Origin of the sequence: Paenibacillus sp. FSL W7-1088 (genome assembly GCF_037969855.1) — a bacterium.
In the GTDB taxonomy this organism is placed as follows: Bacteria; Bacillota; Bacilli; order Paenibacillales; family Paenibacillaceae; genus Paenibacillus.
In genome coordinates, this window is the sequence record NZ_CP150216.1 from 1,314,068 (window position 1) to 1,336,853 (window position 22,786).

Sequence of the window (22,786 nt, forward strand, 5' to 3'; positions counted from 1 at the left end):
TTGTGATAGTCCCGGATGTTGAATGCGGGTCACTCCTTTGGTACCAACAACGCATTGCTGTTGTTATTGATTATCATTATCAATTAGTGAACATTATAAAATCTTAATTCAGGCCCGTACATGGCATAAATTAAGATTATAGAGATGGACATTTTTTAGATTACAGAAATGCTGCATGGTTCGTCAACATAGAGAGCGCTTCATCGAGCTGGATGTTGATGGAATACGGAGCGTATACGACCCATGAATTCCAGTCTATGACATGTACGCGCCCAGCTTTTACCGCGGGATAGTTTTTCCACAACGGATCAGCAGCAATCTGCTGTAACAGAGTGGTACGTTCGTGCATGGACGTAACCGCAATCAGCAGCACATCCGCTTCGAGGCCATCCCATTCTCCAGGCGTGAAAGACATCCAGTTGAATCCCACTCCGGCAGGTTTGCCTGTTAGTTCCTTCTGAATTCGATCAGGAGCGGCCAGTTGCAGGCTGCGGTAAAATACATGTCCGAAGTTACGATTGCTGTACATGCGCGGTCCTTTTGCAGTTAAGGTACAGATCGCGACGGTGACCTGACCCGCTGTCTCCCTGATCTTTTTGCGAGCCCGCTCCGCCTTGCGCTCATGCCGATCCAGCCACTCCTTAGCCGCTTGAGTACGATCAACAATAGAGGCAATTTTCTGCAAATGACCAAACATATCTGTCTGATTCCAAGGGATGGTGATGATTGGAGCGACATCTCCGATATGTTCCATCGCTTTAACGGCTGCGTTGTCCTTGGTCAGAATCAAATCGGGATTCACATCCAGGAATGCCTGGCGTCCCTGTTCCCATGGTTCATAGGCATGGAACGGCAGCGTCAACGATTTGGGAACATGGGGCAGATGGCCCTGGATTTGAGCTGCACAGGGTGTGATGCCAAGCGTCATCAGGTGATCGGTGTATGGATAGGAGAGTGAGACGATATTTCGATGTACCTGCTTGGCATAGGAAGTTGGCGCATAACCGGCATGATTTCTGAAGCGGCGGCTGAAATAGAATTCGTCCCGATAGCCTACCTGGCGGGCCACATCACGAATACGCAGATCTGAAGTCATGAGCCATTCCTTGGCCCGATTCATTCGTAAATGAGTGATATATTCGATAGGATTTTTCTGCATCCGGCTCTTGAACAGCTGTGAATAATACGATGGATGCATACCTGCCAGTTCGGCCAGCTTCTCCAGCTTGATTTCGTTCATATAGTTTTCCCGCATGTACTGCAAGGTGGATCTGAGCCATTGTTCAGGCTCGTCCTGTGCTTCCGCATGCACCTGACCTTCCTGCGGCCAGAGCATATGAAGCAGATCAGTCAGAAGCAGCTGCACTTTCAGGCTGGTCTGTGAAGCTTCAGTTGTTAATTGTGCGGCAATTCGCTGTATCCCATAGTAAGGGCCCTGAATCCATCCTGTTACAGGGGAACCAAGCTCTCGCTCATATATTCGCCGTTCTTTCGTTTTCTCAGCCACCCGAAACAGATCGAAATGAATGATATACAATTCAATCTCTTGGTCCGTATCAGAGATAAGCTCAAGAAAGTTTCCCGGTGTAGACAAGAAGGCGGACTTACGAGTGACAAGGGATTCGATACCGTTCGCTACCAGCTTGCCCGTGAATTTGTGCATGTAGACCAAAGTATGGTGTGGAAGCTCCGTTTGACTCCATTGCCAATGCGTATTCACGGTAACCAGCTCTGCCTGACGCAGTTCGAGCAGCGCATCGTTCAGAAAAGCATCCATTTCCGTTCGGGACATGGATTCATCAGAGCGTTTCGGGTGATCCGGTTGGGTCAATGTATGGGAGGTGCTGCCGTTATTATTGGTGATTGGATGGGTTAACATGGTGTGACCTCCTTTCCTCGCAAGGTGGATATATCATAGCGAGCGCAGACGCATATCCGATGTGAACCACTGCCGGTACGTCATCAGGCTGAGCAGAATGCTGGTAATGGCGGCTGAGCTGGTAAAAGCAAACACGATCAGAATCTGGTAACGCACGGCCTCAACCGGATCGGCACCCGCAATAATCATGCCTGTCATCATACCAGGAAGCTGTACAAGTCCTACCGTTTTCATGCCATCAATCGTGGGGATCATGCTGGATTTTACGGAACGCTTCAATACGTCCTGAAAAGCACGTCTTGGCGTTGCGCCCAGTGCAAGCAGGGATTCAATCTCTCCTTTGGAGGACTCGACCTCGCGTTTCATCTGATTCAGGAACAGCCCGGACACTACCATGGCATTACCGATGGTCATCCCGCTCAACGGAATAATGTATTGGGGGGTAGGCTCTACAATACCCAGTCCTAACAACAGCCCCATCATGAGCAGCTCCGTGACCGTAATTGCAGCCGCAATATACAAGGAAATCCAGCGAAGTCCTTTGCCGCGTTTGCCAGCATTAAGGGAGGCTACGATAATCATGAATCCGACAATGGCAACGATAAGAACGGGGTGGTCCGAGTTGAAAATAAATTGAAGTATATATCCGACAAGCAACAGCTGTACAGCGGAACGAACGGTGCCTATAGCGATATCTTTTTCCAGATCAAGCTTCTGCCAGACAGAGATGAGCATGGTGACCATCACGAATATAATGGTAAAACTCAGAGCGATGAGTGACATGATTTCTCCTTATTCTGCCGCGGGGGCAGGATGCATAATGAATTGTCTGGCCAGGTCCGTAGCCGGGTTGTCAAAAAAATGAGCTGTCGGCTGGCGCTCCAGCAGTGTCTGATTGCCCATAAACCAGGTGGTTGTACTGAATGATTGTGCCTGTTCCTGATCATGGGTAACCCAGACGAGCGAAGTGCCTTCCTGCTGGCTCCAGCGGGTCAATTGTTCCTCCACCAGGCGTGCGTTGGTCCGATCCAGGGAAGCAGTCACTTCATCCAGCAGCAGGACCTCAGGACGCAGCATCATGGAACGGATTAGGGCTATGCGTTGTTTCTCCCCACCGGAGAGGTCGATGGCCCGCTTATGAATATCAAGATTCTCCAATCCCATTCCTGCAAGCAGGAGGCGGGCGAGGTCCTGATCGTATGGCTGCCTGTGAAGCAGGTGCACGGTTTTCAGGTTATCTTCCACACTGCCTGCCAGCATGACAGCCTGCTGTGCGACATAAGTCATGCGCATGCGCCAGATACGAGGGTCCGAATCCCGATAAGAAATTCCTTTCCAGATCAGGTCTCCTTCATCAGGAATATCCAGCAGGGCGAGAATGCGGAGCAATGTGCTTTTTCCTTGGCCGGATGCACCAAGTATGGCAATGCGTTCTCCCTGATCCACGATTGCGTTCACATGTTCAAATAAAATATGCTGCTCGGTTAAACCGATACGTTTCACTAGTTTATCAATGGTTAACAGTGTGGACAAAGTCGGGTCGTCCTTTCATCCGTGATCTGCAATCATCTTAGCAAAAATACAGAAAAATTGAAATGAGAGTGGATCTCAATTAGATCAATGAAATGACATCATGGAATGTGAAAGATGAAACGGGTCTGACGCAAGCGGTTCTTTTTGGTAAAATAAAGAAGACTCCGTGTTGGCCTAATCGAGATCGTGATCTTTTTAAAATATGTTGATATCAGGGGAGGCTTTACGATGACGAAAGTTGTTGGACGGGACAAGGTGAATTGGGGCATTATGGGTACGGGATGGATTGCATCCCAGTTCGCACGAGACCTGGAGCATGCCGGGAACGCCGTAAAAGCGGCGGTGGGTTCACGAACATCTGAAAGCGCAGAGAAGTTTGCAGCTGATTATGGTTTTGCACGCGCTTACGGTTCATACGATGAGATGCTGCTGGACCCTGAAGTGGATATTATTTATGTGGCAACACCGCATCCGTTACATAAGGAAAATGTGCTTGCTTGTTTGGAAGCGGGCAAGGCAGTACTTTGTGAGAAACCGTTTACGATGAATGCCCGTCAGCTGGAGCAGCTGGTCGAGGAGGCGCGTGAGCGCAAGCTTTTTCTTATGGAAGGCATGTGGACACGCTTTCTGCCACCGATTACCCAAGCCAGAGCATGGATTGCGGAAGGCAGAATCGGCGAGGTGCGTTTGGTCAAAGCCGACTTTGGTTTCCGCGTAGGCTGGGAGCCGGAAGGCAGGTTGCTTAACCCGGATCTGGGTGGTGGGGCTTTGCTTGATGCAGGGGTATATCCGATCTCCTTCGCGTCCATGATTTTTGGCGAGCAGCCTCAGCATGTGTGGAGTACGGCGAATATTGGACAGACGGGTGTGGACGAACAGTTCTCCGTACTGTTGTCTTATTCCGAAGGTCGTTCTGCATCGCTGAATGGGGCCATTCGTCTTAACTTGAGTAACGAAGCGGTCATATATGGCACAGAAGGGTATATTCGTTTACCACTTTTCTTGGCAGGCAAAGAAGCTTATCTGCACGTGAACGGCCAGGACGAACCGGAGACATTTACCGATGACCGGACGTGCATTGGATATGCGTTTGAAGCAGAGGAAGCAGGGCGCTGCATTCTGGAAGGACGTACGGAGAGCAGAACGATCCAATTGGACGAATCCCTGGAAATTATGAAGTTGATGGACACGATCCGCGGGCAGTGGGGCTTGCGTTACAAATCCGAGAAATAGACAGGAGAGGAAAAGCGATGCTGAAAATTCTGATCTCCGGATTTGAACCTTTTGGCGGGGATGCGATCAATCCGACGGGAGAGCTGATGGAGGCACTTGTGCAGGAAGTGATAGAGGGAGCGGAATTGAAAACAGTCCTGCTGCCTGTGCACTTCGATGAATGTGCGGATCTGCTGATCGCAGAGATGGAATCCTATCAACCGGATGTCGTCATCGCCTGTGGTTTGGCCAAAGGCAGGACGGCCATTACACCTGAACGGATTGCTGTTAATGTCAAAGATATTCCTCCAGGTTCCTATGCGGACAACCAAGGCCAGCTTCCCGTGGACGAGCTCATCGTGGAGGGAAGCCCAGACGGTCTGTTCTCCACATTGCCCATTCGTGCAATGGTGAATAACATGGGGGCAGCAGGCATCCCGGCTGCGGTGTCCAATACGGCAGGCACGTATATTTGTAACAATACGATGTATCGGGTGCTGGATTATATCCGGTTGAAGCAGCTTCCGATTCGTGCCGGATTTGTACATTTTCCAGCTTCAACAGAGATGGCTGTGCATCAGCCTTCGGTGCCGTCACTGCCCATCCCCATGATGCTGGATGCTCTGCGGGTTATGATTCGTACGGTAGTGGGGGTGTAATAAAGTTTGGATCGTTGTAAGAAGAACGTTTGAGATTACATTGAATGGATGAGTGGTTAGATCCGCTGAGTGGTTAGGTCTTATACGCGTGGTGGGATCAATGTGCCGAGGTTTGGATTATCAGTGTATATAGGTTCGGTTTGTTATTGAAATAAATTAAAGAGGGCTGTCCTATTGTCATGAATATGACTTTATAGGACAGCCCTTTGTATTATCTAACGAACTTGAGTCACGTTAATATGCGGAATTCCACGGATACTGGAATCTAACGAATCACAGAAGCGTTATTTCGCCGTTCTTTCTGTTTTTTCTATCTATTCGCTGAGATTTAACGGAATAACGTGACTGAGGTTCGTAAGTATTGCCGTTCCGCTCAATTCTGCTTAATAAGGTGTTACCGATTCGTTAGCGCCTCGGACACGAGATATTAGCAATGAGACTGTACCCAGCAGAAAATAGAAAGAGAGATTGGCACAGCCTAGCTTCATTGATTGTTTGGATTGATGCCCTTGCGAATTAGATCCGCAACAAATCCAGATTGAACTCGGGAACAAGTCCTTCTTTCATCGCTCGTCCAAGCAATGCTGTAATTGCACCGTAACCATCATCGCCCAGGTTGGCGCTGAACTCGTTAACGTACAGGCCGATATGCTGTGCAGTTACATCAGGGTCCATCTCTTGTGCATGTTCCATGACGTATGCTTTGGACTCATCCGGATGCGCCCATGCGTATTCCACCGAGGCACGTGCCCAACCTGCAAGGGCGTGAGCATCCAGGTTGCGACGGGCGATGATTGCACCCAGCGGGATTGGCAGACCTGTGTCGCTTTCCCACCAGTTACCGAGATCTGTCATCAGTTTGAGATCATAATTCTGGTACGTGAAGCGTGCTTCATGGATAACCAGGCCGGCATCGATCTTGCCATCCCGGACAGCAGGCATAATCTGGTCGAATGGCATAACGACAATCTCGCCTACACCGCCGGGAACATTTTGTGCTGCCCAGAGACGGAATAGCAGGTAGGCTGTTGAACGTTCACTCGGCACGGCAACTCGGCGTCCCGAGAGATAGGCCGGATCGGTTGTGCCGTTAGCGGTCAGAACCAGTGGACCACATCCTCTGCCAAGTGCGCCGCCCGCAGGCAAAAGCGCATAATCATTCAGCACATAAGGCAGTGCTGCATAGGATATTTTCATGACTTCAGGTGTATCTGGTCCATCCGGATTTGCGGCAAGGCCGTTGGTAATATCAATGTCCGCATAACGGACATCAAGCTCAGGTGCACCAGGAATCAGTCCATGCACCCAGGCGTGAAAGATAAATGTATCGTTGGGACAAGGGGAAAATGCAATTTTCATGATGTAAGTACCTCCCGTAAAATGGAACTTGCAGCCTGGAGCGCATCCAGGGCATCCTTGATGCGCCAGGCGTCGCGGTCGCGTGGGCCGACCGCGTTGGATATGGCCCGCAGTTCGAGTGCTGGCAAGCCGAACTGCTGGGCTGCCGTTGCCACGCCGAAGCCTTCCATGCCTTCGGCGGCGGCATCTGGCACGCGGCGCAGCAGCTCCGCGGCCGTCTCGGCAGTTCCGGTCGCCGTGGATACGGTGACCGCCGTGCCTCCGCTGACAGCGAGCCCTGCCCGCTGCAGCTCATGGCGCAGGCGCGCGGCAAGCACCGCGTCCGCCGCCACACGGGACGAGCCGAAGCCGAGCTCGTCCACGCTGAGGAAGCCGTCTGGCGTCTGCGAGCCCAGATCGGCGGCAACCATGGCGTCGGCCACCACGAGGGAGCCGACGTCCGCCCGGCCGGGGAACCCGCCGCCGATGCCGGCACTGACCACCAGCGTGTACGCTGGGGTCAGTCCGGTCCCGGCAAGGGGCCCCGGCCTTGAGGATGCGGCAGATGCCTGTGCCGCATCAGTTTGGCTTGGCGCGGCGGAGCCTTGCGCCAGCGCACTTGCGCCAGCCGCTGCTGAGGCAAAGGCCAGCGCGGCAGCGGTTCCTGCTGCGGCCGAGGCAGGGCCTACGCCCGCAGCAATAACATCAAAGCGTTCTGCTGCCTGGTCACCCAGGCCGCGCAGTACAGCCTCTTTTTCCGCATCAACGGCGGTTACGATTAATACACGCTTTGTCGATGCTGCTGCTGTCGCGTTTGTTTCAAAGCGATTTGACACGCTTGTAGTTTCTGGGCGATTACGATCTATAGAATCATTCTGTTTCTGTTCGTTCATTCCGAATTCTCCCTCATGAGGTTTTTATAAAGCCATCTATAAAATATGTACGCATAGGCCAGACGGAGTGACAACTGTACAAGCAACGAGCGAAGCGAGCAAGAGAACCCGTATGCGAGAACAACACGTTCTTCTCCATCATAACGGAAGGGGAAAGATCAGAACAAGCTTTGAACGTATTTAGCAAGATAAGTGATTTAACGAACAGTAACAACCAGCTCGAACCAGACTGGACCCCGAAATTACGTCTCTTATACAAAAGAGAGAACTATTTTTAGTCGCTTATATGTCACTTTGATCATATATATAAACCTAACGCGAATTATATAAGAAGTCAAAGTAAATGGTTGACAATCTGTATTAACTGTATTAATAATAGTAGTACAGTTAATACACCTTAGGGTTGGATACATACACTTCAAAATACAGTCATCGTTCATCAATAGGGTATTACAACTTTTATAGAGAGGAGGTGCGGGATGTTCGAATTGGATGTACGCAGCCGTAAGGCGATCTATGAGCAACTAGTGGACAAAATCAAAGAAATGATCGTGTACGGTGTTCTCCAACCCGATGAGCAGCTGCCTTCCGTTCGCACACTGTCCGGGCAGCTCACGGTTAATCCGAATACGATTCAGAAGGCGTACCGGGAACTTGAGCGTGAAGGTTATATCTATTCATTGCAGGGAAAAGGGAGCTTCGTATCATCGTCCGTGGAACATCCGAATGCAGCCATGAGAGATGAAATCAGAGCCGCTCTGGTGAAGCTGATTGCGGAAGCTTCATATTCCGGTTTGAGCAAAGCCGATATGACGCTTTTATTTGAGGAAGCGATGGCCCGTATAGAGAAGGGGGAGCCACATGATTGAGCTGAATCAGGTCATTAAGGCATTTGAACAGGAAAAAGCCGTTGATGGCGTCACGATGCAAGTACATAAGGGATCGATCTACGGTTTGCTCGGTTCCAACGGGGCAGGCAAAACATCGCTGCTCAAAATACTGGCAGGCATCTATCGTCAGGATAGCGGCACGGTTCGTATGGATGGACAAGAAATATATGAAAATATGGACCTCAAGGGACGCACCATTTTTATGGCAGATGCACCATACTTTTTCCCGCAATCGTCCATCCATCAGATGGCTGCCTTCTATCGTTCGGTATATCCGCGCTGGAATGAGGAGCGTTTTGTACAGCTTGGCAGTGTATTTAAACTGGACGTGAAACGTAAACTGCATCGCATGTCCAAAGGTATGCGCCGTCAGGCAGCCGTATGGCTTGGACTTAGCTGCATGCCTGAAGTGCTGCTCATGGATGAGCCGATCGATGGGCTTGATCCGGTCATGCGGCAGCAGATCAAGAATCTGCTGTTCCAGGAAGCAGCGGAGCGTCAGGTGACGATTCTGATCTCGTCTCACAATTTGCGCGAAATTGAAGACCTGTGCGACCATGTTGCCATCATGCACAAAGGCCGGATTATCGTAGAGAAAGATCTGGATGATCTGAAGGCTGATACGCATAAAATACAGGTCGCATTCCGTCATCCGGATCATGCCAAGGCTATGGAGGAACAGGTGAATATTCTGCATGAAGAGAAGCGTGGCAGTGTATCCCTGTTTATTGTGAAAGGCAATCGCGAGGCTGTAACGGAACGCTTCCGTGCACTTGATCCCTATCTGCTGGATGTGCTGCCGCTGACGCTGGAAGAAATATTTATCTATGAAATGGAGGATGCAGGATATGATATTCAACCGATTGTTCTGTAACCGGGGCATCCTGTTCCAAAATTTCAGGCAGCATGGATGGATTGGCATTTTGTATCTGCTCACGTTGTTGTTTTCGCTGCCGCTCTATATCGGTACAGAGTACCGGGAAGTACCACAGCAGATTACCAGCTTGTTCCAGGCGAATGGGGAAGTGCAAATTCTGTTTGCCATTACGTTCCCGGTAGCTGCGGGTATATTTTTATTCCGTTATATGCAATCTGGTGCACCTTCGGATCTGTTCCACAGTTTGCCGCTGCGCCGCAAGCATCTGTTAACCGTTAATTTGTTGACGGGGTTCGTCGTGACTTTGGTTCCGGTCTGGATTACCGCAGCAATAACCGGTTGGGTATGGGCAGTACTGGATCATCCAGCTTTTACTTTCGGTGGTAGTTCAATCTGGATGTGGGGCCTCAGTATGAGCATTTACTCGCTGTTTATGTTCATGCTGACCGTGGTGGTAGGCATGTGCATTGGACAGTCTGTATTACAGGGACTCACCGTATACGCACTCCTACTGTTGCCTGTTGTTGTATGGTTCATTTTTTCCTTGCATCTTCAACATTACCTGCTTGGATATCCGTACGATGATGTTGGGCGAAATGCAGAAAAAATATCTTTAGTTCTTCGCATGGGTTCGATTAGTGGAGCTCCTGTGATCGGTTGGGAACTCATTATTTATTTCATATTGACAGTGTTGTTCATTCTGTTATCTTACGTATTCTATGCGAAGAGACAGGTGGAATCTGCTACCCAAGCGGTGACATTTACACTTGTTAAACCCATATTCCGATTTGGTTTAATGTTTACGCTGGTTTTAATTAGCGGAGCCTACTTCACCATTATTGCTCCAAGAGGATCATCGGGGTGGGGAATTTTCGGATATATCCTCGGTGGAGTTGTCGGTTATATTGTAGCCGAGATGATTATTCGCAAGACGTGGTTGATTTGGAGCAGCAAGCTGCTGCCCAAGATGGTTTTATATGCTATCGTCGCCGGACTGATTTTGTACGTGCCTGTTGCCAGCTGGAATGGATATGCTGCACGAGTGCCTGAGTTGAACAAGGTTAACAGTATCAAGCTAGGTGGAGAGAGATACACTTATATTAACGGTGTCTCATCGAAAATGGATGATGGTCCTTTCTATTCAAGTGATTCTGAATATATGAAAGCTGTTATTGCTCTTCATCAGAAGATCGTGGATTCTGATCTGTCTTTGCTGGATGATCCCATCAATCCAGGTATGCGTAATGACGAGTATGTGTTTATTAATTACAAGCTGGATAACGGCAAGGTGATGAAACGTAAATACTACATTCCCGAAGCGGAGTTCCGTCAGGAATTAATGACTTTGAAACAGACCCAGGACTACAAAAGAGTTGCATACGATACGTATAAGCTGGAAGAGGACGCGCTGAGTATTGGAATTCGCTCAACCATTAGTCCTTATCTGAAGGTATATATCAGTAATCCGCAGCAAGTTCGTGAGTTCAAGGAATTGCTGAAGCAGGACATTATGGACCAGACTTACGAGGAGCAACGTTCCCCGTGGCAGTCTTTTGCATTTGCGGAAATGAATCAGGATTCTTCATCGAATGATCCTTTTCAGCCTAAGGAGATGTGGAATTTTGAGATCAAACCAAGCTATGATCGGGTATTGAATTGGCTGAAAGAAAACAAATTATACGAACAACTGGAATTTTCAGTAGATGAGGTGGCTTCCGCGCAGTTTGTGATGCAAGAGATTAACAGTCCCGGAAATCCTCAGATGGTGTACCCTCAGTCAGAATATGTGGACGGGAATTTAAGTGGCAACAAACAGATCGCTACCAAAAATAAAAAAATTATCAGCGAATTGCTTCAACGTCAAAGGTCCGGTTATCAAACAGAGAAAGATACCATCTATCAGATCAAGTTGAATGTTACCCAGGGGGAGAACATTTACATGATCCTGAAAGAAGAAGACCTGACAGAAGAAATGAAAGCCATCCTGGCTGGACGGTAAAGTAATCTGCAAGCGGGAAGGGTTCTCCCGGTTGATATGCTGGTTTCTCTATCTGACTTGACCAGAATACAAGTATGGAATATATTAGGAAAAGGTAATGGTTCGATTCGAGATGATGACCATTTCGGCGAATCCCATATGGAACGGCTTATGAGGGAAGCACCCGTAAGAGCAGGCAATACGCCTGACTTGCGGGTGCTTTTTTTGTTTTTTGCCAGTTTGTATATCAGGGATCGTAATCGAGTCACCGCACAGACACATCCAGCAGGTTCTAATTATCAATTCACATTGAGGGGGTAGAAGAGAATGCAAACTGGAATTTTGGAAGAAAAGGAAAATCATCAGGTGGGTCTTTGTTCGTGTGCAACACAAATCAGGGAACACGGCATAAATGAGGGGAATGATAACAACCAAAAGATTATGAATCAATCCCTTATGAGGAGCATGAAGAATCATAGTTTCATGAGCAACCTGAGCAACCGATGCGGGGCGCGCCCTAACCTTCGCGCTAACGTATGGACCCGTATGAGCCTGGGACTCATCATCATATTCAGTATGAGTGTGATGTATTATTCCTCCGCTGCTGAAGCGGCGGGTCCTGAGTTTGGCGTAACAGCCCAGAAGGCGTGGGAGACCGTGCTTAGCAAGGCCGATTCGCAGACCAAGTTGTCCCTGCAACGAGCGTACGAGAACGTAGGCAACTGGACGACTCAGGAACAAGCTTGGGAACAAAAGATAAAGACCATTCATGCCGCCAATACCAAGGAGCTGGAACAATTACGTGTGGGTATAAGGCAAATCGATGATGCAAAGATCGCTGGTCTAACCGAAAAGGTAAAACAAACCGAGGCCCGGTATGAGTCTTTGTTTGCCTTGTACAGTTCAGTGAATAGGCAGCTCGATGCCGCCAAAGCGATCAAAAACAAGGAATGGAGTGCGGCTATTCGCACCCAAGCGGATACGTTAAAACCAGTTGTTCAGCTTGCTCGACAAGACATTCGTTTCAAGAAAAAGGAGCTTGCCGAAGCCCGCAAACGAAAGAGCACAGAAGTGAAACGGTTGCGTACTTTACTGGCTGGAGCTGATCCCGTGAAGAAGCAGATTCAAACGGGCAAAAAACAGGCGAGCCTATCGAAAGAGCGATATTCAAACGCGTTGCAGCAGTTCAAACAGAGTGCAAAACTAGGCCAGTCATCACGCGTATTAAGCTCGTTGAACTCCTTATCCGCAGCAGCGGAGAAATGGGCAGGCTCCAAACAACATATCTATACACTGGAACAGAAGGTAAGTGCTACCTATGCCAAAGTCAGACAGGAACTGACCAAGATACCTAAATAAATGCGAGCTACATTATCCTTTTTGCCACTACCGAGAAACAACAGTATAGTCGATGAGAAGACAGGACTGTGGTACACTCGAAGCAAACGAGGCGGCAGGAGGATATGAATGGCAGACAAAGAAGATTTGACCCGGTTCGGTGTGGCATTTCCCACGCCTCTGATTGAACAGTTTGACAGCTATATCGAAGAGCAGGGGTATAAGAATCGTTCAGAAGCTTTCCGTGATTTGGTCCGTAAAACATTGCTGGAGCCTTCTGCATTGCATTCCGAGCAGGATGTAGCTGGAACCATTGTGATGGTGTATGACCACCATATCAGTGATCTTCCTATTCGGTTAATGGAGCTGCAGCACGAGGCACACCATGACATCATCTCCAATATGCATGTGCACCTGAACCATGATCAGTGTCTGGAGGTCATTGCGGTACGGGGCAACCTAGGACGATTGCGTCATCTGCATCAGCAGATCCAGGTTCAAAAAGGAGTACTGTATGCAGAGCTGTCCGTAACGTATGTGGATGAGCTCAACAAAATGGCAAGCCACCACAGTCCGCACAATCATGATCACAGCCAAAATCAACAAAGTCATCACCATCCTCACCATTCTCCTGATTCTTCAACGGATTAACTTTCAAAATTTCAATAACCGATTCATTGGCATTAGCCGACTTTGTCCATAGCACGTATGTAGAACAACAGATTATTGGTCCATTACCGATAATCTGTTGTTCTTTTTGTTTTGTTATAATACCTAACTTGAAACGCTGTACCATCTACGGACCTCCCTGTTAATCTCGTTTAAATTCCCTGTAAATGAAAATAAATGGATTTCGAAGTTAAGTTTGTTGACACAATAAAACTATTTTGTGCTACAATTTTCAAAAAAAGTAACACGTAATGGGTTGAATCGTAAAAATTGAAGGGGGAACAGCGTAATGCACGGATTTTCATGGGGGAAACGATCAGTTAGAGCGGGATTAGGCATTTTACTTATATGCACAGTTGGGCTATCGGGATGTACACAGGGGACATCCTCAACAATAGAGAGCGTTCATCAGGCGGCGACTTCTCTCCCCAAAGACGAATTGGTGCTGGCTGTTGGCACGGAACCGGAGGGCGGATTTGATCCCACTACGGGTTGGGGACAGTACGGTTCACCGCTCTTTCAGAGCACTTTGTTAAAAAGGGATGCCAAACTTCAACTGGTCAATGATCTGGCGACAGAGCATTCCGTCAGTGAAGATGGGCTGACTTGGACCGTCACACTCCGGGATGATGTAAAGTTCTCCGATGGTGAGCCACTGACGGCCGAAGATGTCAGGTTTACATTTGAAACGGCTGCCAAGAGCGGTTCGGTCATCGATTTGACCAATATGGCTGATGTGGAAGCCCCGGATACAACCACTGTCGTTTTTACATTAAAGTCGCCGCAGTCCACGTTTATCAGTCTTCTGACGACACTCGGAATTGTGCCCGAGCACGCCTATGGTCCTGATTATGCCGAGCATCCGGTTGGGTCTGGTCCATACAAGCTGGTGCAATGGGATAAGGGTCAGCAGGCGATCGTCGAGGCTAACGAACAATATTACGGGAAAAAGTCCACATTCCATAAACTGACGTTCCTCTATCTGGATGAGGATGCAGCCTTTGCAGCGGCGCAAGCCGGAACAGTCGATATTGCGGCTATCCCGGCGGCGTTCAGCAAGCAGCAGGTGAACGGCATGAAGCTGGAATCAGTGAAAACAGTGGATAACCGGGGCATCATGTTCCCGATGCAGCCCGCAGGCGTGAAGTCTGGTGATGGCCTGCCGGCAGGCAATGATGTTACATCCGACATCTCCATTCGCAAAGCGGTAAATGTGGCGATTGATCGCACTGCATTGGTGGAAGGGGTACTGGAGGGCCATGGTCGTCCGGCCTACTCGGTCAGCGACGACCTGCCGTGGAGCAATCCGGATTCTGTATTTGCAGATGCGAATCCGGATGAAGCGAAGCGGATTCTGGCTGATGGCGGCTGGATGGATACAGATGGTGACGGAATTGTCGAGAAGAACGGCACAAAGGCCGAGTTCAATTTGCTCTATTTTGCAGGGGATCTAACGAGACAGTCGTTGGCACTGGCTGCTGCGGATATGGTGGCCCAAGCGGGGATCAAGGTCAATGTAGAGGGAAAGAGCCGGGAAGAGACGAAAAAGCTGGCTTATACCAATGCCGTATTATTCGGGTGGGGCAGTCATGATCCGCTTGAGACATACAACCTCTACAGTAGTTCCCATAAAGGGGAAGGGTACTACAACACTGGATTGTACAGTAATCCAACCGTGGACAACTGGATGCAGCAGGCTCTCCAAGCGACAACGGAAGAAGAGGCACTGCCCTTCTGGCAGAAAGCGGAGTGGGATGGATCGACAGGATTCAGTTATCAAGGCGATGCGCCATGGGCATGGCTGGTGAACATTGACCATCTGTATCTGGTGAAGAATGGACTCAACATCGGTGAACAGCAGATCCATCCACATGGTCATGGGTGGCCGGTGACATCCAACCTGGAAGAATGGTCTTGGGAAGAAGATTCGGAATAGAAACGCTGCGGTAGCTTTAGCCTGAATTGGGGAGAGATTGGATGGAGGACAGGATGGGATGGGCCAGATTTGTCGGATTTAAAATGCTGCGGCTGTTATCTTTGCTGGCAGGAGTCAGTGTGGTGTCGTTTATATTAATGCAGTTCTCTCCAGTGGACCCGGTGGAAGCCTACATTGGTGGAGATATGATCAGGGTGAGCGCAGAACAGCGCAGTCTTATTGAAGAACGTTGGGGGCTCAATGCTTCACCCGTAGAACGGCTGCTAACTTGGGGGCAGGCACTAGTCCAGGGCGATCTGGGAACATCGATGATCTATAGACAGCCGGTTGCGGACATCATCCAGGAACGATTCATGAATTCTGTCGCTCTTATGGCGGTGGCCTGGGTGTTATCCGGTCTGATTGGATTCGGTCTGGGCGTCGTTGCTGCCATGAAACGGGATTCACGGTTGGATCGTCTGATCTGTTGGTACTGTTACACACTGGCTTCCACGCCGGTATTCTGGATCGCGCTGTTACTGCTCATGGTATTCGGTGTATGGCTTGGCTGGCTGCCCATTGGGCTTGGTGTACCTGCGGGCATGGCGGCAGATCAAGTGTCATGGGGCGATCGGGTCATACACATGATTCTGCCTGCGCTCACATTGAGTTTGACTGGTGTAGCTGCCATTGCCTTGCATACCCGGCAGAAGCTGGTGGATGTACTGGACTCGGATTTTATTCTTTTTGCTAGGGCACGAGGTGAGCGAGGTGTTCAATTGTTTCGTCGTCATGGGTTCAGGCATGTGGTACTGCCAGCTTTGACGCTGCAATTTGCATCTTTTAGTGAATTGTTCGGTGGAGCTGTGCTCGCGGAGCAAGTGTTTTCCTATCCCGGATTGGGTCAAGCAACGGTCCAGGCGGGATTGCGCGGTGATGTCCCGCTGCTGCTGGGACTTGTACTGTGCAGTGCGATATTTGTGTTTACAGGCAACATGATTGCCGATATTCTGTACCGTATCATTGATCCGCGCATGAAGGAGGAGGCTACAGGATGAAACAGACATTGGAACGTCCCTCCCGGCCTGCGGCTCAGACTGCACAGCATCCGAAAGTTAACTCTCCCAGAAGTGAGGCGGGGAACAAGAGGAATTGGAGGTCAGTCCATCCACGTACTCATGGTGGGAAAGGTTATTCAGGTGGCAGTAATCCTCGTTTCCGTAATCCGCGCAAATGGGCGATGATCTGGGGTGGCCTAGGAGTGATCTGGATTGCCACCGTGTGGCTGACAGGCAGACTGCTTCCCGCAGAATCGACGCTGACCTCATTAATGGATCGGAATCTGGCTCCAGCCTGGGCACATCCTTTCGGTACGGATTGGCTGGGACGAGATATGTTCATGCGCACATTGAAAGGATTGGCAACGAGCATTCAGGTGGGGTTACTCGCGGCTTGCGGCGGCGGACTTATCGCGCTATTGCTGGGTCTTGCTGCTGCTTCAGGGAAAGCTGCGGACCGGGTCATTTCATGGATCATTGACCTCTTCCTGAGTGTTCCTCACTTGGTGTCGCTGGTAATGTTGGCTTTTGTGTTCGGTGGAGGTTTGCCTGGGGTGGCGTTAGCGATTGCCCTGACCCATTGGCCGAATCTGGCCCGCATTGTAAGGGCAGAGATGATTCAGCTGAGATCAGCCGAGTATATTCACATTTCACGCAGATTGGGTCATTCGCGAATGCGTATTGCGGTGCAGCACATGCTGCCCCATCTGATTCCACAGCTGTTCGTGGGAGTACTGCTAATCTTCCCTCATGCCATTCTGCATGAGGCAGCGATTACGTTTCTGGGGCTGGGGTTGTCACCGCAGCAGCCAGCGATCGGAATTATTTTATCAGAGTCGATGAGATATTTATCCGCAGGTATGTGGTGGTTGGCTTTTTTCCCAGGTCTCGCATTGTTGTTGGTTGTCCGTGCGTTTGATGTGTTGGGCGGTAGTCTGAAGACATTAACGGGAACCGGCAGTTCAAGGGAGGTGATGTAAACATGGCACTTCTTGAAGTGGAGGAAGTATCGGTTTCGTTCCGGCGTGCTCGGGGATGGTTTGGGCACGAGGAGAACCATGTTATTCAGGATCTGAATCTGTCTGTGAATGAAGGGGAGATTGTCGCCGTCGTAGGGGCAAGTGGATCTGGCAAAAGTGTGCTGGCGCAGGCGATCATGGGCATTCTTCCTGCCAATGCGACGATAGAAGGTCGGATTAGCTATGCAGGCGAGCACCTGACCAAGGATCGGCAGCTTCATCTGCGTGGAGATGAGCTGGTGTACATTCCGCAATCGGTCAGTTATTTGGACCCGTTATTGAAGGTGGGCAGGCAGGTTCAACCTCTAAGCCAAAAGACAGGGCGTAAGCACGGATCGACGCTCCGATCCACGATGCAAAAGGCAGAGCAGGAGCTGACTGGACGTTATGGATTGCCTCATGGCACGTCGGGCAAATATCCGTTTGAGCTGTCAGGTGGTATGGCTCGGCGGGTGTTGATGGCAACAGCTACCTCTGGTGCTCCGAAACTCATTATTGCAGATGAGCCAACACCTGGCATTCATCCCGAAGTGCTGGCTGAAACGATGAAGCATTTTCGTCAACTGGCCAATGAAGGGGTCGGCATTCTTTGGATTACCCATGATATTACGACTGCCTTGACGGCAGCAGACCGCATATCTGTATTTTACGCAGGCTCCAATGTGGAGACGGCACAGGCTTGTGATTTTACGGGAAAGGGCGAACGGTTAAGACATCCATACACAAAGGCGCTCTGGAACGCATTGCCACAAAATGAATTTCAACCTCTGTCTGGTACCCAGCCTGCAGCAGGTCGGCAGCAGGTAGAAGGATGCTCATTTGCACCACGCTGCATTGGAGCGACCATGGCTTGCACGAGTGAACGTCCTGAGCTGCGCAAAGTTCGTGGTGGGGAAGTGAGGTGCATTCATGCCACTTGAGGTTAGAAATGCAGGGTATCGTTATGGTAAAGACGCTTGGGTATTTCAGAATATAAGTATGGAAGTACATCAGGGAGAAGTCGTTGGCTTGTGGGGTCCCAGTGGCTGTGGCAAAACAAGTCTTGGACGAATCCTTGCAGGTTATATGGAACCGATGGCAGGTCAAGTGCTGCTGGATGGGAAGTCGCTTCCGCAAACCGGAGCCTGTCCGGCTCAGCTTGTATTCCAGCATCCGGAGAAAGCGGTGAATCCTCGCTGGCGGATGCGCCGTGTCTTGGGGGAAGCGGCAATCGAGGATCAGGAGATGCTCGATGACTTGGGTATCCAGACGAATTGGCTGGATCGCAGGCCTGGTGAGTTGTCAGGCGGCGAATTGCAACGATTCTGTATTGCACGCGCACTCGGTACAGGGACGCGTTACGTCATTGCGGATGAGATGACCACCATGCTGGACGCGATCACACAGGCCCAGATCTGGCATACGGTGATGAATATCGCGCGTCAGCGCAACCTGGGACTATTAATCATTAGCCATGACCGTAAGTTACTGGACAGGTTATGCGATCGGATTGTTCAAATGCCAATTTCATAACTTATGGGGTATAAACCGTTTTCCAATATAAAAGGGGTGTCCGAGTAGTCCACCATGAACATGAATCATGGATTTGACTACAGTGACAGCCCCTTTTGCAATGTTAACGAAACCAATATTTTAACGAACCGAGCGCGCGCTATGAGACGAAATTCTACAGTTTCGGTGTTGTAACGAATCGTAGGCACCTTATACGCCCGTATTGCCTGTATTTTCACAGAATTTTGCTATGCAAACGATAATAAAGGGGTTGAAGTTCGTTAGCTTTCCCATTTCACGCTAACCTTCGGAATAAGGTGTATCCAATTCGTAAGCATATTCAATAGTTTTAACGTAGTTCAACTTACTTGCTCGACAGTCTGCCCACCAGCACAGACAATCTGCGCATGGCTTCTTCCACTGTGGAACGTGGGCAGGCCACATTCATGCGCATGAATCCTGTGCCTTCTGCTCCGAAGATACTTCCATCATTGAAAGCGAGTCCCGCTTCTTTGAGCAGCATCGTACAGAGCTGCGCATGCGGTATATTCAGCTTCCGGAAATCCATCCATAGCAGGTAAGTCGCTTCCGGAAGCCGGATTCCGATTTGCGGCATATGCTCTGCGACATATTGCCGCACGTATTCCATATTTCCGCGGATATAGGCAAGGCAGTCATCCAGCCATTCTTCAGCACCGTTGTAGGCCGCTTCGGATGCAACTGCTCCCAACGTGCTGATGTTGGCAAGTCCCATCGTTTTCACGCCCTGCATGAATGATTCCCGCAGTTTGACATTTGGAATGATGATATTGGAGGTGCAGAGACCCGGAATGTTGAACGTTTTGCTTGGTGCTGTACAGATGATGCTGAGTTCAGCGACAGCTTCAGAAATAAGGGCCAGCGGAGTATGCGCACCGCGTTCGTGGACCAAATCGGCATGAATTTCATCCGAAACGATGATTACATTATATTGCACGCAGAGAGCAGCAAGGCTTTGAAGTTCTTCATGAGTCCATACCCGTCCAACCGGGTTATGAGGACTGCACAGAATTAACATTTTGACCCGACCCGTCTTCAGGCAGGATTCCAGATGCTCCAGATCCATGGAGTAATGTCCATCGTTCTCCACCAACGGATTGGTCATCAGTTCTCTGCCTTGACCACGTACCACATCATAGAAGGGTGCATACACCGGAGTCTGAATTACTACTGCATCTCCCGGTTCGGTGAACCGTTGGACAGCAATACTGAGTGCAGGAACAATACCTGGGGTGAATACAACCCATTCATCGTTAATACTCCAGTGGTGACGTCGCTCCATCCATCCCGATAGCGCTGCGTGATACGCATCTGTCCGCACCGTATAGCCAAAAATCCCATGCTCCATTCGAGTCTTCAACGCCTGAATGACCGATGGTGGAGCGGCGAAATCCATATCAGCAACCCACATGGGGAGTGCATCCGTCACACCAAAAATCTCCTCAAGCGCATCCCATTTCTCTGATCCCGTAGAGAGCCGATTAATCTGCTCGTCAAATGTATGACTATTGTTCTTGCTCTTGCTCATTGCTTAAATCCCCCTTGAAATCCGTTCCTTCGACTACAATCGACAGATTATTATCTAATAAATTTGATGATTTCGCAACTTGTAACGAGCAGATGGGTTCCATTTTGTATGGGGCTGCATCCAGGACTTTATTCATGTAATAACAATGATTCGAGCGTGCGTATGGATAGTGACGCAGTATTTACCCTATTTCTAAACGTCCAAACAGTAAAAACCACCAGAGAAGGTCATGATATGACCGATTCTGCTGGTGGTTTTTTGCTGATCCAGAATTCTTCTCGCTCAGGCAGACATAGGTAGCAGGAGGAAGAAAATTTACCTTTTATTTCATAAATGTGATCTTATGATGGCGTTATAGATGCTCATTGAACCATCCAGCAATATGCTCCAGACGACGTACCCTTAAGTGCGGGTGACCTCCGCGGGACAACTCGTGATTGGCTCCCGGGAAACGAACGAACCGAGTGGTCTGTTTGCGCCGCTTCAAGGCAACATAGAGTTGTTCAGCCTGTTCAATCGGACAACGCAGATCCTGCTCACCATGCAAAATCAGCAGTGGCGTGTTGATATTACCTACATATGCAAGCGGGGAGTGTTTCCATAACTTCTCGGTGTCATCCCATGCATTACCGCCAATCTGGTCCTCCGTGAAAAAGAATCCAATATCACTCACCCCGTAGAACGAGAGCCAGTTAGATATGGAACGCTGAGTGACGGCTGCCTTGAAACGGTCGGTATGTCCAACAATCCAGTTGGTCATAAAGCCACCATAGCTGCCGCCAGTGACGCCCAGACGGGACTCGTCGATAAACGAATATTGGGATAACGCATAATCCATGGCTTCCATCAGATCACGATAATCCCCGCCGCCATAGTCACCCCGGCAGGCATTTACGAATTGCTGCCCGTATCCGAGCCCACCTCGCGGGTTGATATACACAACAGCATATCCCTGTGCTGCGAGGATCTGGAACTCATGCATAAACGTAAAGCCATACATCATATGTGGACCGCCATGAATCTCAAGGATGGTTGGGACTTTGACTCCTTCCACCATGCCAGCTGGTTTCAGCATCCAGCCCTGCAGTCGCAGGCCATCAGAGGAATCGAACCAGAAGGTCTCGGGTGTGCTAAGTTGAATCTCTTCAACCAGTTGAGGATTGCTATGGGTCAATTGTATAGGCTCGGCCCCAACTTCATCAGGTTGAGTATATAGAAAGAGATCACCAGGACGAAGTACGTCTGCTACGGCAGCCACAATCTGTCCATTTTCCAGCTCAGCAAACTGATAGAACTCTTTTTCGTCCTGCAAAATGTATTCGGCATGACTGCCGTCCCGTGCAAATCGGGCCATCCGGACACTGCCTTCAATAGTGGCAAGACAGAGAATGGATAAACCATCACGACTGAATACAGGACCTGTATTGGTCAGGTGTGAGCGCATATCACCAACGAGGCTGTGATTGATCTGTACATCCCAATCCTTGCTCAGACATGTGGGTTTGCCGCCCGAGATCGGAAGGGTGTAGAGTTTGACCAGCGTAGCATTTCCATAGGAGCGGTCGCTGGCAAGCAACGCAAAGGACTGTCCATCGGGTGCGTACGTCAGCCGGCCGAAAGAGTATCCTTCCGGAGTCAACTGCTGCACGTCAGATCCGTCAGCCTTGGCACGATACACATGGTTCGTCAGGGTGTAATCGTTATGCTGCTCGCCTTCTTCCGGAAACTGAGCGATCCACGCAATGGACTCTCCGTCCGGCGACCACGCATAGTCCCCAACGTCATAATGGCCTGTCGTTACAGGGATCGCCTCTCCACCTTCGGTTGGAACACGGAAGAGATGGGTTCGGCGACCGTTCCACAGTCCACCGCTGTCAGATTTCATTCGAATTCGATCCACCACAAGTTCTTGCAGCAGTTTTTTATCGATATCTTTAGTTCCATCTTCGTCTTTTTCGCTCGTGTCCACAGATGATTTAACAAGCAAAGTGAGCCCATCTGGTGACCAGAGCAGGGAGCTGACGCCATGTTCTAAATGACTGATTTGCTGTGCTTCTCCACCATCTGAGGCGATCACCCACACTTGTGTTTTGCCTTCGTGCTCTCGTAAAAAAGCAAGCTGTGAACCATCCGGCGACCAAACAGGAGCGTGATCCTGATTTCCGGATGTGAAAGGTCTGTCCTTCTGGTTCTCCAGGTTAAGGAGTCTCAGGTGAGAAGAATAACCGTCTCGTGCTTCGTTTGTTTTCCGGCTTACATATACCAATTGTCCGCCCTGAGGAGACGGAGTTGGATCATTAACCCATGTAATCTGAAAAAGATCCTCCGATGTTATGCCGCGCAGACTCTTCATTGTTTGTCCTCCCACCACAAATCAGATTGTTTTAATTTCCTAACCTTTCCATTTATATTAACGGAAAGCATGAGGCAGGACAACACGATTCTGAACGAACATACTCCTATTTCTTAA

At 49.6% G+C, this 22,786-nt stretch carries 19 protein-coding genes; 12 read left to right on the forward strand and 7 right to left on the reverse strand.

Annotated features, from left to right (window positions below):
* Positions 1-160: 160 nt before the first annotated feature.
* From MKY42_RS05895 to MKY42_RS05905, 3 genes are read right to left on the reverse strand one after another with little or no spacing between them, the layout of a single operon-like run.
* Entirely contained in the window at positions 161-1,879 is a 1,719-nt protein-coding gene (locus MKY42_RS05895; protein WP_339849566.1) for an AraC family transcriptional regulator, read from the reverse strand.
* Positions 1,880-1,912: 33 nt separating this feature from the next.
* On the reverse strand, positions 1,913-2,662 hold the full coding sequence (fetB, locus tag MKY42_RS05900) for an iron export ABC transporter permease subunit FetB (protein ID WP_339849569.1): 750 nt from the start codon (positions 2,660-2,662) through the stop codon (positions 1,913-1,915).
* A 9-nt stretch (positions 2,663-2,671) separates the two neighbouring features.
* A complete protein-coding gene (locus tag MKY42_RS05905; RefSeq protein ID WP_090893933.1) occupies positions 2,672-3,412 on the reverse strand; it encodes an ATP-binding cassette domain-containing protein in 741 nt (246 codons plus the stop codon).
* 228 nt (positions 3,413-3,640) lie between these two features.
* Between MKY42_RS05905 and MKY42_RS05910 the strand changes: the two genes are divergently transcribed.
* A complete protein-coding gene (locus tag MKY42_RS05910) occupies positions 3,641-4,645 on the forward strand; it encodes a Gfo/Idh/MocA family oxidoreductase (protein WP_179265638.1) in 1,005 nt (334 codons plus the stop codon).
* A gap of 17 nt (positions 4,646-4,662) precedes the next feature.
* Positions 4,663-5,283 (forward strand): pyroglutamyl-peptidase I, encoded by a 621-nt coding sequence (locus MKY42_RS05915; protein ID WP_339849576.1) that lies wholly within the window; start codon positions 4,663-4,665, stop codon positions 5,281-5,283.
* Between the two features lie 516 nt (positions 5,284-5,799).
* On the opposite strand, the gene MKY42_RS05920 is transcribed toward MKY42_RS05915, so the two are convergent.
* Positions 5,800-6,642 carry a 1,4-dihydroxy-6-naphthoate synthase gene (locus MKY42_RS05920; RefSeq protein WP_179265636.1) on the reverse strand — a complete coding sequence of 281 codons (843 nt, stop codon included), beginning with the start codon at positions 6,640-6,642 and terminating at the stop codon, positions 5,800-5,802.
* Entirely contained in the window at positions 6,639-7,514 is an 876-nt protein-coding gene (locus tag MKY42_RS05925) for a futalosine hydrolase (RefSeq protein WP_339849581.1), read from the reverse strand. The genes MKY42_RS05920 and MKY42_RS05925 overlap by 4 nt, the downstream gene beginning before the upstream one ends.
* A gap of 479 nt (positions 7,515-7,993) precedes the next feature.
* On the opposite strand from MKY42_RS05925, the gene MKY42_RS05930 reads away from it, so the two are divergent.
* From MKY42_RS05930 to MKY42_RS05975, 10 genes are all read left to right on the forward strand, one after another.
* The gene (locus MKY42_RS05930; RefSeq protein WP_053783970.1) at positions 7,994-8,383 is read left to right on the forward strand and encodes a GntR family transcriptional regulator; all 390 of its coding nucleotides are present in this window, start codon (positions 7,994-7,996) and stop codon (positions 8,381-8,383) included.
* Complete coding sequence (locus MKY42_RS05935; protein ID WP_090893939.1) at positions 8,376-9,278, forward strand: ABC transporter ATP-binding protein; 903 nt, start codon at positions 8,376-8,378, stop codon at positions 9,276-9,278. The genes MKY42_RS05930 and MKY42_RS05935 overlap by 8 nt, the downstream gene beginning before the upstream one ends.
* Positions 9,232-11,280, forward strand: coding sequence for a hypothetical protein (locus MKY42_RS05940; RefSeq protein WP_339849586.1), 2,049 nt, complete (start codon positions 9,232-9,234; stop codon positions 11,278-11,280). The genes MKY42_RS05935 and MKY42_RS05940 overlap by 47 nt, the downstream gene beginning before the upstream one ends.
* A 444-nt stretch (positions 11,281-11,724) precedes the next feature.
* The gene (locus MKY42_RS05945) at positions 11,725-12,618 is read left to right on the forward strand and encodes a hypothetical protein (RefSeq protein ID WP_179265633.1); all 894 of its coding nucleotides are present in this window, start codon (positions 11,725-11,727) and stop codon (positions 12,616-12,618) included.
* 108 nt (positions 12,619-12,726) lie between these two features.
* Entirely contained in the window at positions 12,727-13,248 is a 522-nt protein-coding gene (gene nikR, locus MKY42_RS05950) for a nickel-responsive transcriptional regulator NikR (protein ID WP_256221914.1), read from the forward strand.
* Positions 13,249-13,555: 307 nt separating this feature from the next.
* Positions 13,556-15,202: an ABC transporter substrate-binding protein gene (locus MKY42_RS05955; RefSeq protein ID WP_339849591.1), complete on the forward strand. Its 1,647-nt coding sequence runs from the start codon at positions 13,556-13,558 to the stop codon at positions 15,200-15,202.
* A gap of 41 nt (positions 15,203-15,243) precedes the next feature.
* Positions 15,244-16,239 carry an ABC transporter permease gene (locus tag MKY42_RS05960; RefSeq protein ID WP_109997906.1) on the forward strand — a complete coding sequence of 332 codons (996 nt, stop codon included), beginning with the start codon at positions 15,244-15,246 and terminating at the stop codon, positions 16,237-16,239.
* Positions 16,236-17,219: an ABC transporter permease gene (locus MKY42_RS05965; protein WP_257031552.1), complete on the forward strand. Its 984-nt coding sequence runs from the start codon at positions 16,236-16,238 to the stop codon at positions 17,217-17,219. The genes MKY42_RS05960 and MKY42_RS05965 overlap by 4 nt, the downstream gene beginning before the upstream one ends.
* Positions 17,220-17,221: 2 nt before the next feature.
* Complete coding sequence (locus tag MKY42_RS05970; protein WP_179265630.1) at positions 17,222-18,178, forward strand: ABC transporter ATP-binding protein; 957 nt, start codon at positions 17,222-17,224, stop codon at positions 18,176-18,178.
* On the forward strand, positions 18,168-18,770 hold the full coding sequence (locus tag MKY42_RS05975; protein ID WP_179265629.1) for an ATP-binding cassette domain-containing protein: 603 nt from the start codon (positions 18,168-18,170) through the stop codon (positions 18,768-18,770). Before MKY42_RS05970 ends, MKY42_RS05975 begins: the two co-directional genes overlap by 11 nt.
* A gap of 343 nt (positions 18,771-19,113) precedes the next feature.
* Here the strand turns inward: MKY42_RS05975 and MKY42_RS05980 are convergent, their stop codons facing one another.
* Positions 19,114-20,316 (reverse strand): MalY/PatB family protein, encoded by a 1,203-nt coding sequence (locus MKY42_RS05980; protein ID WP_339849597.1) that lies wholly within the window; start codon positions 20,314-20,316, stop codon positions 19,114-19,116.
* A 352-nt stretch (positions 20,317-20,668) separates the two neighbouring features.
* Positions 20,669-22,669: a S9 family peptidase gene (locus tag MKY42_RS05985; RefSeq protein WP_179265627.1), complete on the reverse strand. Its 2,001-nt coding sequence runs from the start codon at positions 22,667-22,669 to the stop codon at positions 20,669-20,671.
* Positions 22,670-22,786 lie beyond the last annotated feature (117 nt).